Below are 13,056 nucleotides of genomic sequence, written 5' to 3'. Positions count from 1 at the left end.
ACTTTCCCATGCATCCATACCGTTTTTCCGCCATTCCGAACACCTTTTATCCCTTGCGGGGGCAGCCATGAAGACCATGCCGTGGCGCGACTTCTTCGCCCTCGTGGTCAGCATCGGCGTGGTCGGCCTGGGCCTGGGCGCCACCATGCCGCTCACCGCCTTGACCTTGCACCAGCGCGGCGTGGGCACGGACATCATCGGCATGATCACGGCCGTCAGCGCCCTCGGCATCCTGGCCGCCTCGCCGTTCGTCTCGGGCTGGGTGGGGCGTTTCGGTGCGCGCGCCACCATGCTGGGCGCCGTCTGGGTGGCCTCGCTGGCGACGATCGCCATGCAGTTCAGCGACCAACTGCTGGCGTGGAGCGTGCTGCGTTTCCTGTTCGGCGGCGCCATGGGCGTGCTGTTTACCATCGGCGAAGCGTGGATCAACCGCCTGGCGCCCGATAATTCGCGCGGGCGCGTAGTGGCCATGTACACCACCAGTTTTACCTTCTTCCAGCTGATCGGCCCCGCCCTCGTGGCCCTCTTCAACGACAAGATTGCGTGGAGCTTCGCCGCCTGCGGCCTGCTGTTTTTGCTGGCCGTGCCGGGCCTGATGCTGATCTCGAACAGCGGCCCGGAAAAGGAGCCGCAAGAACACGGCGTGCAATGGACCCTGATCCTGCCGCGCATGCCGATGATCGTGCTCGGTGCCGCCTTCTTCGCCCTGTTCGACACGCTGGCATTGAGCTTGCTGCCGCTGTATGCGATGGAGCACGGCATCGGCACGGACCTGGCCCTGCTGTCGGCCACCGTGGTGCTGGTGGGCGACACGGGCCTGCAATTCGCGCTGGGCTGGATGGCCGACCGTTTCGGCCGCGCCAGGGTGCACGCGGGCTGCGGCGTGGCCGTCTGCCTGCTGCTGCCGCTGCTGCCGTTCGCCGTCGGCACGCCATGGCTGTGGTGGACCTTGCTGCTGTTGCTGGGCGCGGCCGCGGGCGGCATCTACATGCTGGCGCTGGTGGCCTGCGGCGAGCGGTTTACGGGGCTGTCGCTGACCAGCGCCAGCGCCATCGTCAACGCTACCTGGGGTATCACGAGCGGCGGCGGCCCCCTGCTGACGGGCGTCCTGATGCAATCGGCGGGCGTAAACGCCCTGCCGGCCGTGATGTGGGTGTGCTGCGCCATTTTCGTCGGCAGCGCCGTGTGGGAACGCAGGAAAGGGATCGTGTAACGCGCTATTTCTTTTCCAGCCGCTGCCGCAGCTCCTCGGCCACCGGGTAGTCGGGATACGCCTGCCGGAACGCCGTCCACTCTTCCTGCGCCAGCGCGCCTTCGCCCGCCTTCAAGAGGGCGTCGATCTTCACCAGCCACACGGAAGCGTCGAGCTTTGCGGGCGGCGGCAGCGGCGCGGAGCGGGCCGCCACGGGAGCGGGCATGGCCAGCGCGCGCTGCACCGGCGCCTGACGCTGCAGGCTGGCCTCGGCCTGCATGGCGGCTTGCTGCTCGATTGCCGCAGCAGGCGCCGGTGGTGGCGGCGGCGCAGGAGGAGCCACGGGTACGGTCGCCGCCAGCGGAGGTGCTGACGGCACGGCTGCTACCGGCTCGGCCTGCACCGGCGGCCTCGGTGCCGCCTTGGCCATGGCGCGCGGTGCCGGCGGCGGTGGCGCGGACTCAATCGCAGGTGCAGCGGCCGGTGCGGCTTCCCGCATCACCTCCTGCGTGACCGGTTCCCCGACCACGGGAAACTGCGCCGGCTTCGATCCGAACCAGTCCACGCCGATCAGGTTTACCGTCAGCAGCACGGCAGCGGCCAGCCCCAGCGGAACGCGCCAGCGCTGCAGGTAGTCCGGTGATTTCTTGGCCGGCAGAGTGCGCAGCACGCCATCGGCGCTGTCATTGGCCGCTGCCGGCTGGTGCAAGGCTTTTTCCGCGTCGGCCAGGATGGCCGCATCGAGCGCGCTGGAAGGCGCCGGCTGCGGCAGGCTGGCCAGCAGCGCGGTCAATTCCTCGTCATTCGGTTCGTCGTGATTGTGCGTATTCATGCCTGTCCTCCCGCGCCAGCGGCGCTGTCCAAGCCCGCGCGCAATTTCTGCATGGCGTAGCGCAGCCGGCTCTTGACGGTTTCCGCTTCCGCCCCCGTCACCGCGGCGATCTCGAGGATGCTCATGCCGCTGAACTGCTGCAGCACCAGCGCTTCCTTCTGTTCCGCCGGCAGCGCGGCGATGGCCGCATGCAGCCGCGCGTGCTGCTGTTTCTGCTCCAGCGATTGCGGCGGCGACGCGCCCTCGTCCGCCAGTTCGCCCGTTTCCTCCTGTTCATGCCCTTCCCGCTGGCGCAGGATGTCGATCAGGCGGTTGCGCGCGATCTGGTACAGATAGGTGCGGAACGCCGCCTGCGGCTGGTAGCCGGCGCGCGCCGCATGCAGGCTGGCCCACGCGTCCTGCGCGATCTCGTCCACCCACGCGCGGCGCGGCGAACGCCAGGCCACGAAGCGGTACAGGCCCTGGCTATGGCGCCGGTACAGTTCGCGAAACGACGGCAGGTCGCCTGCGCTGTAGCGCAGCATCAGGTCTTCATCCGTCGCGGTCAATAAAGTGTCAGGCATGCGGACCAGTGTAGCCGAACTACGCGGCAGCGGCAATTTCGCTACGCCTTCAGCGTACAGTGGACGCAATGGGCGCATAGCTGATGCGGCGTACTTCGCGGATCTGTCCATCCCTGAGCGCCCCTTCCACCAATTCATAGCCGAGCAAAGCGAAGACCCGGCCCTGCAGGAACAAGGGGCGCGCATTGCCGTACCAGTCCACGCAGGAGGCGCGGCAGCCATCGTCCGGCGTTTGGCCGGACCGCGCCGCCAGCGCACCCAGTTCCGTCAATTGCAAGCCGCTGTTGCGCAGATACAGGACGGAGGCGGCTGACTTGTTGAGGCCAGGCCGCTCGTCCGCGGCCAGGATGGGCAGGCCGATCATGCCCTCGCCGGCCGCTTGCGGCTTGTAGAAAAAGCCGTGGCTGCGCGACTCGCCCTGCGCCGCATCGGCGCGGATGTAGCGCGTGGCGACCGCCGCCTGCGCCCCCAGACCGATGGTGCTGAAGTGCAGATCCCTGCCCTGGGCGCCGATCACCACGGCGTCATTGCCCAGCGCCTCGATGCGCTCCACGCCGTGCGGCAGCGACAAGGCTTGCACGCTGCCCGCATCGGCCCAGCGCAGTGCATACAGGGGCTGGCGGGGCCAGGCCTGGTCGGCCTTGCGGCGTCCCGCATTGCCCGGATTGCCGTACAACAGATAGGGCCCCACGTAGCGGTTCTGCAAGCCGTAGCTGCCACCGCCGGGCAGCGGCTTGTAGCTGCCGGCCGGCGCACTGTCGCGGCCATCGGAAAACGACGCCAATGGCACGCGCAGCAGGGCCATGTCGCCACGCCCCCGCGCGCCATCCCACATGGCGTCGCCCTGGCCCTCGGCGCGCAGCAGGACGTTCAGGTGGCCATCGCTGCTTTCCAGGAACGAGAACTGGTCGACGGGCGCGCCAGCCACCTTCAGGGCGCTGGGCGCCGAGCCGTCGAGGGGAATGCGGAACACGCCCGAGTCGCTGCCCCGGCGCGTGGTCCACACGAAAACGGATTCGCCCGACACATAAAACACGCGCCCCTGCGGTCCCATCACGGCCGTCGCTTCGCAGCGCATGTCGCGGTGCGCCAGGTCGCACACGGTGACCGTATGCAGGGTCAGACCAAAGCCCGGTTCGGGTTCTTCATCGGTGCGGTAGATGCGCGTGGCCGGCGCGATGCGCTTGAAGTCGGACGGCACGGCGTCGGGACGCCAGCGGCGCAGCGCGGGAAAGCCGCCGAACGGGTCGCCCCGGCGCAAATTCAGCGACAGGGGCGAATAGAACACCAGCTTGCCGCCGACCAGGCGGCTCGCGTAATTGCGCGACGAATAATAATCGTTGGAGCGCAAGTGATACGTGGCGCGATAGGCCAGCTTGCCATCCGCACCGATGTCGAACACGCCGATCTCCGTGCCGCCACGGCTGTAGCTGTAGCCGATCACCACCACCGTGTCGCCATCGATCAGCATCTCGTCATACCAGCTGCCGGACGGGTCGCTGCCCGGCGCGAACGCGTCGAGCGAGGCGACGGGCTGCAGGGCATTGCCGCCCACCTGCACGGTGAACAGCTTGCCGCGCCGGAGCATCACCAGATGCTTGCCGTGCAGCTTGACGATGCCGCCTTCGTCCACGCCCGCCGTCTGCACATTGGTGACGGATTCCGTCGCTTCTGCCGATGGCGCGGGGGCCGCCTTGGCCGCCATCGGCGCGGGAGGAGCGGGCGGCGCTGACATGGACTGCACCGTGGCGCGCTGCAGTTTCTGCTGCTCCCTTTGCAGCGCCGCCTGGCGCGCCTGCAGTTGCTGCAGGTAGCTGCTCAAGGCCTGCTCGCTGGCGAACGGCGCCAGGGTCTTGCGCGGCGCCGTGCCGGCGGCATGGCTGCCTGCCGACAGCAGCAGGGACAGCATCAATATGATCTTGTGGGCGCTGGACATCGCTTCTGCTCCGGTTGATTGGGGTAATGACCATGAAACGGCATGCGCGGCGAAACGGGGTTAAAAATGGTCAACTATTTTTGAAGGCCAGACGCCGCACATGGGACGCAATCGTGCGCCCGGCAAAAAGGACTACCATGGACGATCACGCAACCACTGCTGAAAGTCTGCCATGCTCACACTGAAAGACCCCGCGCTGCTACGCCAGCAATGCTACCTGAACGGACTATGGCTCGATGCCGACGGCGGCCAGCACGCCGACGTCCGCAATCCCGCCACGGGTGAAGTGATCGGCCATGTGCCCGTGATGGGCACGCAGGAGACAAGGAACGCCATCAGCGCTGCCAACGCCGCCTGGCCCGCCTGGCGCAAGAAGACGGCCAAGGACCGCGCGGCCGTGCTGCGCCGCTGGAATGACCTGATACTGGAAAACGCGGACGACCTGGCGCTGATCATGACGGCGGAACAGGGCAAGCCCTTGCTCGAAGCCAAAGGCGAAGTGCAATACGCCGCCTCCTTCATCGAATGGTTCGCCGAAGAAGGCAAGCGCGTCGCGGGCGACACCCTGCAGTCGCCGTGGCCGGACCGGCGCATCGTCGTGACGAAGGAGCCGATCGGCGTGTGCGCCGCCATCACACCCTGGAACTTCCCGGCCGCGATGATCACGCGCAAGGCAGGACCGGCGCTGGCGGCCGGCTGCCCGATGCTCGTCAAGCCGGCCGGCATGACGCCGTTTTCCGCGCTGGCGCTGGCCGTGCTGGCCGAACGCGCGGGTGTGCCTGCGGGCGTGTTCAATGTCATCACGGGCTCGTCGCAGGAGATCGGCGATGAGATGACGTCCAATCCCCTCGTGCGCAAGCTCAGTTTCACGGGATCGACGGAAGTGGGCCGCATGCTGATGCGCCAGTGCGCGCCGACGATCAAAAAGCTGTCGCTGGAACTGGGCGGCAATGCGCCGTTCATCGTCTTCGACGACGCCGACCTGGATGCGGCAGTGGAAGGCGCCATCGCCTCGAAATACCGCAACGCGGGCCAGACCTGCGTGTGCGCCAACCGGCTGTACGTGCAGGATGGCGTGTACGAGGCCTTTGCGCAAAAGCTGGTGACGGCCGTGCAAAAACTCAAGGTGGGCAACGGCGCCGACGAAGGCGTCACGCAGGGGCCGCTGATCGAGGAAAAGGCCGTAAAAAAAGTGGAGCAGCACGTGGCCGACGCACTGGCCAAGGGCGGGCGCCTGCTACTGGGCGGCAAGCGCCATGCGCTGGGCCACAACTTCTTCCAGCCCACCGTGATCGCCGACGTGACGAGCGACATGCTGGTGGCCAGCGAAGAGACGTTCGGGCCGCTGGCGCCCCTGTTCCGCTTCAAGACGGACGAGGAAGTCATCGCCCTGGCCAACAACACGGAATTCGGCCTGGCGTCCTATTTCTATTCGCGCGACATCGGCCGCATCTGGAAGGTCGCCGAAGGCCTGGAATCCGGCATGGTGGGCGTGAACACGGGGCTGATCTCGACGGAAGTGGCGCCGTTCGGCGGCGTCAAGCAGTCGGGCCTGGGCCGGGAGGGATCGTCGTACGGGATCGACGATTACCTGGTCATCAAATACATCTGCATGGGCGGTATTTAACGATATGCCCGACGGCGCCGCCGCTATTCGAATCCCCGGATCCGGTCACCGTTGAAATTCGGCAGGCGCCACTCGAAGTGCAAGGCCAGGAAGCGGAACAAAAAGCCCGCGCCGATGGACGACAGCTGCGCCACGGAGCTGTCGACCTTGAAGTGCAGCAGGCCGACATACAGGGCGCCCGTAAACAGGGCCACGGTGGCATACACTTCGCGCTGCAGTACGAGGGGAATCTGGTTGCACAGGATATCGCGCAGCAGGCCGCCGAAGACGCCCGTGATCATCCCCGCCAGCACGACGATGGCAGGGTGCATCTTGGCCGACATGGCGATGTCGCAGCCGATCACGCAAAACGCCACCAGGCCCAGGCCGTCGACCAGCAAAAAGATGGCGCGCAGATGGTGCAGATAGCGCGCGACAAAGGCCGTCACAATGGCCGCGCCGATGGTAAACAACAGGTATTCGGGATGCGCGATCCAGCCCAGCGGGTAGTGCCCCAGCAGCACGTCGCGCACGGTGCCGCCACCGAGCGCCGTGACGGTGCCGATCATGCAGATGCCGAACAAATCCATGCCGCGCCGCATGCCCATGATGGCGCCGGACATCGCTTCGGCGACAATCGCCACCAGGTAGATCGTATATAACAGCATGGTCTTACTCTTCCGAAAATGATTTGAGAATTTGTTCGCGTTCGCGCGCTTCGCTCAGGGTGCGCGCTTCATTCGTGCCCGTGCCGGAGCCGCCATCGCCGCCAGCGCCAGCTTCACCGTGCGCCATGCGCGTATCGGCACCGCCGCTGCCGCAGCCGACGCTGCTGTGGATAAAGGCGAAGTTATCCTTCAGGCAGTCGCCGGCCAGGTATTCGGCATACACGTAGTCGCCATCGAGCAGGGCCAGGCCAGGCGGTTCGGCCAGCACCTGCTCGCGGCGGCCCTGCACGGCCACCTGCATGTAATCGCGCCAGACGGGCAGCGCCAGCGTCCCCCCGGTGGCGTTGCCCAGGCTCTTGGGCTGGTCGTAGCCTAGCCAGACGACGGAGACGAGGCCTGAGGAATAACCGGCGAACCAGGCGTCATACGCATTGTTCGAAGTGCCCGTCTTGCCGGCCGCGTCGCCGCGTCCCAGCGCCAGCGCGCCGCGTCCCGTGCCGCTCTTGACGACGTCGCGCAGCATGCTGTCCATGACGTAGGCATTGCGCGTGGAGATCACCTGCGTGCCCGGCGCTGGCTCGCCCTTGGCGCGCGGTGCCGCGTCGGAAAACAGCACCGCGCCGCTGCGGCTGCGCACTTCCTTGATCAGCTTTGGCGGCATCTGCACGCCGCCGTTGGCGAACACGGCATACGATTGCGCCAGCTGCAGCGGCGTGACGGCGCCCGCGCCCAGCGCCAGCGGCAGCGAGACGGGATTGCGCGCGCCCTCGAAGCCGAAGCGCGTGGCGTAGTGCTGCACGTAGCCGGGCCCCGCCGCCTGCATCAGGCTGACGGCGACGAGGTTTTTCGAGCGCACCAGGCCGCGCCGCACGCTGATGAAGCCTTCATAGTTGTTGCCGTAATTGCGCGGACGCCACGGCTGCGCCCCCGTTTCCCGCGGCAGCAGCAGGCGCTGCGTATCGTCCACGGCCGTGCCGGGAAAATAGCCCTTTTCCAGCGCCGCCGAATACACGAAGGGCTTGAAGCTGGAACCGGGCTGGCGGTAGGCCTGCATGGCGTGGTTGTAGTGGTTGCGGTAGAAATCGAAGCCGCCCGCCATGGCGACGATTTCGCCGCTGTGCGCCTCGACGGAAATGAGCGCGCCTTCCATCTCGGGCAGCTGGCTCACGAGCCAGCGCTTTTTCGCCGCGTCGTGCACCACGCGGATGACGCTGTTTTCAACGATGGCGCGCTTGCCGTCGAGCGGCAGCTTGCCGCCCAGGCGCGCGTCCGATGCCGTCAGCACGATCTCGTCGCCATTGCGCAGCTGCGCCGTCAGCTGGCGCTTGCCGCTCGTCTCTACCTTGCGCACCAGGGCGGCGCGCACTTCTCCGCTGTCCGGGTAGGCGGCCAGCTGGCGCGCCACGCTGTCTGCGGAGGCGGCCAGGCGCGCTTCCGGGCCGCGATAGCCGCGCCGCGCCTGCGCGTTCAATAGCCCATCGCGCAGCGACTTGTCGGCCGCCCGCTGCGGCGCCATGCGGATGGTGGTCGTCACGTCCAGGCCCATGCTGTAGGCGCCTTCGGGATAGCTTTGCACGATCAGCTGACGCGCTTCCTCGACCGCATACGCGGCTGCGTGCACGGAGCTGTTGCGGTCCTTGTTCAGGGCCAGTTTTTCCGCCACGGCCGCGTCGTATTCGGCTGGCGTGATGTAGCCGAGTTCGCGCATGCGCTGCAGGATGTAATGCTGGCGCACGGTGGCGCGCTGCGGATTGGCGACGGGGTTGTAGGCCGACGGCGCTTTCGGCAAGCCGGCCAGCATGGCCGCTTCCGCGATGCTGACGTCGGCCAGCGGCTTGTCGAAATAGATGTTCGAAGCGGCGGAAAAGCCGTAGGAGCGCTCGCCCAGATAAATCTGGTTCATGTACAGTTCCAGCAGCTTGTCCTTGCCGTAGTGCTGTTCCAGCTTGTAGGCGAGCAGCATCTCCGTCAGTTTGCGCTGCACGGTCTTTTCGCGCGACAGGAAAAAGTCGCGCGCCACCTGCATGGTGATGGTGCTGGCGCCCTGCGCATGGTGGCCCGTGACGACGTTGGCCAGGGTGGCGCGCGTCAAGCCATAAAAGTCGACGGCGCCATGCTCGTAGAAGCGCGCATCCTCGATGGCCAGCAGGGCCTGGCGCATGCGCAGCGGGATCTCCTTCAGGGGCAGGAACTCGCGGCGCTCTTCGCCATATTCGGCCAGCAGCTCGCCTTCGCTGGAGAAAATGCGGAGCGGCAGCGCGGGCTTGTACTGGGCCAGGTGCTCGACGGGCGGCAAGTCCTGCCATGCCTGGCGCAGCCACCAGCCGCCCGCCAGCGCTGCGGACAAGCCCAGGCCCAGGGTCAATCCCAGGCCGAATTTCAGCTTGCGCGCCAGTTTCGATGACGGCTTGCGGGGTTTTGTATCTTGCGCTTGTGCTTCCATGGTGGTATTCCCTTGCTGCCAGGAGGCCGCGCTGCATACGCGTACGCTGCACTCCATCAAAGAGGCATTGTGCACTGCAACACACCCATCCTTATGAAAAGTAAGTATTATTTAGTATTGATAAATTTTTCTTATGTAAGGCATCGGTCATGGATCTCAATCCCAAGCACACGGAAGCGTTCCGCGCCGTCGTCGAAACGGGCAGTTTCGAGCAGGCGGCGCTGCGGCTGCACCTGACGTCGCCGGCCATTTCGCAGCGGGTGCGGGCGCTGGAAAGCCAGCTCGGCAATGCGCTGATCGTACGCAGCCGTCCCGCGCGCGCCACGCGCATGGGCCAGCGCCTGATGCAGTATCTGAAGCGGGCCAAGCTGCTGGAAGCGGACTTGCAGGCGGAGCTGGCGGTGCAGCAGGATGCCCCGCTGACCCTGGTGCTGGCGCTGAACGCGGATTCGATGGGCACGTGGTTCTTCCCGGCCCTGTCCGAGGTGTTGATACGCGAACGCGTGCTGCTGGACCTGACCGTGGAAGACCAGGACCACACGTATACCTTGCTGGAGACGGGCATGGCCATCGGCTGCATCAGCACGGAAGCCAAACCCATGCGCGGCTGCACGGCCGAGCCGCTGGGCGTGATGCGCTACTGGCTGGTGGCCACACAAGCGTTCCGCCAGCAGTGGTTTGCGCACGGGCTGACGCGCAAGGCGGCGCGCACGGCGCCCGTGGTCGCCTACACGCGCAAGGACACCCTGCAGTCGTCGTTTCTGCTAGAGGCGCTGGGCTTGCCCGAAGGCGCCTACCCCTGCCATTACGTGCCGGGCGCCACCTCGCACTTCAACGCTATCCGCTACGGCCTTGGCTACGGCATGGTGCCGGAATTGCTGCTGAAAGCGAACACGGATGGCGAACTCGTGGAAATGCTCACGCCCAAGACCCCGGCCGACGTGGCCCTGTACTGGCACACGTGGAAGGTGCAGTCGCCGCGCATGGAGCAGCTGTCGCGGCAAATCATCGCGGCGGCGCGCAAGATCCTGAAATAAGTATGGTCAGATAACTACCGCTGCATGCCCCAGCGTTTCAAGGTGACGCGCTCCAGGGTGCGAAAGCCGATGTTTTCCACGATTAAACCGATGACGATGACGGCCGCCAGGCCCGCAAACACCTTGTCCGTGTACAGCTCGTTGCGGTTCTGGAAGATGTACCAGCCCAGGCCGCCCTGCCCCGACGTGGTGCCGAATACCAGCTCGGCCGCGATCAGGGTGCGCCAGGCGAACGCCCAGCCTATCTTCAAGCCCGAAACGATGGACGGCAAGGCGCCCGGCACGAGGATGTGCAGCACCAGGCGCAAGCCGTTCAAGCCGTAGTTGCGGCCCGCCATGCGCAGGGTCTCCGGCACGCCCTGGAATCCCGCATACGTGTTCAGGGCCAGCGGCCACATCACGGAATGGACGATGACGAAGATCAAACTGGCGCGTCCCAGGCCGAACCACAGCAGGGCCAGCGGCAGCAGGGCGATCGCCGGCAAGGGGTTGAGCATGGCCGTCAGGGTTTCCAGCACGTCGCGCCCGATGCGGCTCGATACTGCCAGCAAGGTCAGCACGAAGGCGGCCAGCACGCCCACCGCATAGCCTTGCAGCAAGACGACGAGGGACGCGGCCGTGCGCGTGAGCAATTCTCCGTTGGCGATGCCGCCGATAAACGCCTGCGCCGTCTGGATAAAGCTGGGCAGCAATAAATCGTTCTGCGTCCAGCGCGCCGCCCCTTCCCACAGCAGGGCCAGGCTGAGCAAAATGACAGCCTTGCGCCACAGCGCGTGCTGGCTCCAGCGCTGCCAGCGCGACAATGGCCGCTCGACGGTGACGCCGGCGGGCGGCGGTGCCGCATAGACGAATTCCTGGCGGATGGGCGGCTCCAGCAGCGCGCTCATACGGCCTCCCGCTGCGCGCCAGCTGCTTGCGGAACAGGAACAACTTCCTCATCGAACAGCAAGCCGTGGATGCGGCGGCTGGCAGCCTGAAATTCCGTACTGCCCGCGCTGTGCAAGCCGAACTGATGGCTGTTGAGTTCGGCGCGCACCCGGCCCGGATGGGGCGACAGCAGTAGGATGCGGTTGCCGACAACCAAGGCTTCCTCGATCGAATGCGTGACGAAGACGAGGGTAAAACGCAGCTCTTCCCACAGGCGGCTCAGCTCTTCCTGCATCTTGCGCCGCGTCAAAGCGTCGAGCGCGGCAAACGGCTCGTCCATCAACAGCACTTCCGGCTGCATGGCCAGGGCGCGCGCGATGGCCACCCGCTGCTTCATGCCGCCCGACAAGGTATGCGGATGGGCATCTTCAAAGCCGGCCAGGCCCACCTTGGCGATCCAGTGATGGGCGCGCTCGCGGGCCGCCTGCTTGTCCAGCCGCTTGCTAGCCAGCAAGGGGAACATGACATTTTCCAGCACGGTCTTCCATGGCGGCAACTGGTCGAATTCCTGGAACACGACGACGCGCTCCGGCCCCGGCTTGCTGATAGGAACGCCCTGCATGGCGATGCTGCCGGCGCGCGGCGCGATGAAGCCGGCCACGGCTTTTAATAAGGACGACTTGCCGCAGCCCGATGGCCCCAGCAGCACGAAACGGTCGCCGCGGAACACGTCGAAACTGACGTCATGCGTGGCGCGCACGGTACGCTGTTCCGTGCGGTATTCCAGGCTGACATGTTTGACACTGAGCAAGGGTTCCAGCGCAAGCGGAGGACGTACCAGGTGAAAAGCGGGTGCATTCATGTCAGCCTCCTTGCGTGATGGCAGGGTCGTCAAAGAAGTAATCGCGCCAGCTGTCGGGCAGGTTGTGGATGGCACTCACGCGGTGCAGGAATTGCGCCAGGCCATAGGTGTTTTGCGGCGCGATCTTGAATTGCACTTGCGGATTGGCAAAGATTTTCAGCAGCAGATTACGGTCCACCTTGCTTTTATTGACCTTGATATAGATGTCGGCCGCGCCCTGCGGATTGCTGCTCGCGTACTGCGCCGCTTCGGCCAGCGCGGCGATGAAGGCGCGGTACGTCTTCGGATTGTCCTTGCGGTACTTTTCCGTCGCATACAGCAGGGTCGACGAGCTGGGTCCGCCCTGCACGTCATACGAATTCAGGATGATGTGGGCGTTCGGATTCTGCGCCAGTTCCTGCTCCTGGAACGGCGAATTGCCGAAATGGCCGCTCAATTCCGTGCCGCCGGCGATGATGGCCGCCGCCGCATCCGGATGCGGCAGGGTTTGCGTGATTTTATCCAGACGGGCAAATTCCTTGTCGCCCCACTGCTTCGCCACGGCCATCTGCAATATCCTCGCCTGGACGGAAACGGAGACGGCGGGCAAGGCGATGCGGTCCTTGTCCGTCAAGTCGGACAGGGTTTTTACCTTCGGGTTGTTGCTGATCAAATAGTAGGGAAAATTACCGAGCGAAGCCACGCCGCGCACGTTCTGCCGTCCCTTGGTGCGGTCCCAGATGGTCAGCAGCGGCCCCAGGCCCGCCCCCGCGATATCGATATTGCCCGACAACAAAGCGTCATTGATGGCGGGGCCGCCGGACAGGGTAATCCACTCGACTTTCACGTCGACGCCCCGCTGCTTGCCATGCTTTTCGATCAGCTTTTGTTCCTGCGCAATATTGAGCAACAAGAAGGTGATGCCGTGCTGGCCCGCGATGCGGATCTGGCCTTCGGCCCGGGCCATGGGCATGGCCATGCACAGCATGGCGATGGCGATGGCGGCGAGAAAACGGCGCGGGCGGGAAAAGGGCAAGATCGGCAACATGGACACTCCTTGGTCAACTACGG

General features: G+C 65.7%; 11 protein-coding genes. 3 read left to right on the top strand and 8 right to left on the bottom strand.

The features are described 5' to 3' along the window. Window positions 1–67: 67 nt before the first annotated feature. Window positions 68–1,213 (top strand): MFS transporter, encoded by a 1,146-nt coding sequence (locus CSQ95_RS07670; protein WP_099409061.1) that lies wholly within the window; start codon window positions 68–70, stop codon window positions 1,211–1,213. Window positions 1,214–1,217: 4 nt separating this feature from the next. Here CSQ95_RS07670 and CSQ95_RS07665 read toward each other — a convergent pair whose 3' ends face one another. From CSQ95_RS07665 to CSQ95_RS07655, 3 genes are all read right to left on the bottom strand, one after another. Continuing rightward, window positions 1,218–2,024: a hypothetical protein gene (locus CSQ95_RS07665; protein ID WP_099409060.1), complete on the bottom strand. Its 807-nt coding sequence runs from the start codon at window positions 2,022–2,024 to the stop codon at window positions 1,218–1,220. Beyond that, window positions 2,021–2,572, bottom strand: a complete 552-nt coding sequence (locus CSQ95_RS07660; RefSeq protein ID WP_257217981.1) for a sigma-70 family RNA polymerase sigma factor — start codon at window positions 2,570–2,572, stop codon at window positions 2,021–2,023. The genes CSQ95_RS07665 and CSQ95_RS07660 overlap by 4 nt, the downstream gene beginning before the upstream one ends. A 64-nt stretch (window positions 2,573–2,636) precedes the next feature. Beyond that, the gene (locus tag CSQ95_RS07655; protein ID WP_099409059.1) at window positions 2,637–4,523 is read right to left on the bottom strand and encodes a beta-propeller domain-containing protein; all 1,887 of its coding nucleotides are present in this window, start codon (window positions 4,521–4,523) and stop codon (window positions 2,637–2,639) included. 172 nt (window positions 4,524–4,695) lie between these two features. Between CSQ95_RS07655 and gabD the strand changes: the two genes are divergently transcribed. After that, window positions 4,696–6,150 carry an NADP-dependent succinate-semialdehyde dehydrogenase gene (gene gabD, locus CSQ95_RS07650; RefSeq protein ID WP_099409058.1) on the top strand — a complete coding sequence of 485 codons (1,455 nt, stop codon included), beginning with the start codon at window positions 4,696–4,698 and terminating at the stop codon, window positions 6,148–6,150. Window positions 6,151–6,173: 23 nt separating this feature from the next. Here gabD and CSQ95_RS07645 read toward each other — a convergent pair whose 3' ends face one another. Next, window positions 6,174–6,797, bottom strand: coding sequence for a trimeric intracellular cation channel family protein (locus CSQ95_RS07645; RefSeq protein ID WP_070220436.1), 624 nt, complete (start codon window positions 6,795–6,797; stop codon window positions 6,174–6,176). A 4-nt stretch (window positions 6,798–6,801) separates the two neighbouring features. Continuing rightward, window positions 6,802–9,240 (bottom strand): penicillin-binding protein 1A, encoded by a 2,439-nt coding sequence (locus CSQ95_RS07640; RefSeq protein ID WP_099409057.1) that lies wholly within the window; start codon window positions 9,238–9,240, stop codon window positions 6,802–6,804. Window positions 9,241–9,389: 149 nt separating this feature from the next. On the opposite strand from CSQ95_RS07640, the gene CSQ95_RS07635 reads away from it, so the two are divergent. Next, complete coding sequence (locus CSQ95_RS07635; RefSeq protein WP_099409056.1) at window positions 9,390–10,277, top strand: HTH-type transcriptional regulator ArgP; 888 nt, start codon at window positions 9,390–9,392, stop codon at window positions 10,275–10,277. A 14-nt stretch (window positions 10,278–10,291) separates the two neighbouring features. Here CSQ95_RS07635 and CSQ95_RS07630 read toward each other — a convergent pair whose 3' ends face one another. Genes CSQ95_RS07630 through CSQ95_RS07620 form a run of 3 tightly spaced genes read right to left on the bottom strand, consistent with a single transcriptional unit; the run spans window position 10,292 to window position 13,033 of the window. Then, window positions 10,292–11,164, bottom strand: coding sequence for an ABC transporter permease (locus CSQ95_RS07630; RefSeq protein ID WP_099409055.1), 873 nt, complete (start codon window positions 11,162–11,164; stop codon window positions 10,292–10,294). Next, window positions 11,161–12,006, bottom strand: a complete 846-nt coding sequence (locus CSQ95_RS07625; protein WP_070311703.1) for an ABC transporter ATP-binding protein — start codon at window positions 12,004–12,006, stop codon at window positions 11,161–11,163. The genes CSQ95_RS07630 and CSQ95_RS07625 overlap by 4 nt, the downstream gene beginning before the upstream one ends. A gap of 1 nt (window position 12,007) precedes the next feature. Beyond that, entirely contained in the window at window positions 12,008–13,033 is a 1,026-nt protein-coding gene (locus CSQ95_RS07620) for an ABC transporter substrate-binding protein (protein WP_099409054.1), read from the bottom strand. Window positions 13,034–13,056 lie beyond the last annotated feature (23 nt).

Source organism: Janthinobacterium sp. BJB304 (genome assembly GCF_002735765.1).
In the GTDB taxonomy this organism is placed as follows: Bacteria; Pseudomonadota; Gammaproteobacteria; order Burkholderiales; family Burkholderiaceae_D; genus Janthinobacterium.
Note: the sequence above shows the minus strand (reverse complement) of the source record. Positions and strands in the feature narration are given on the sequence as shown.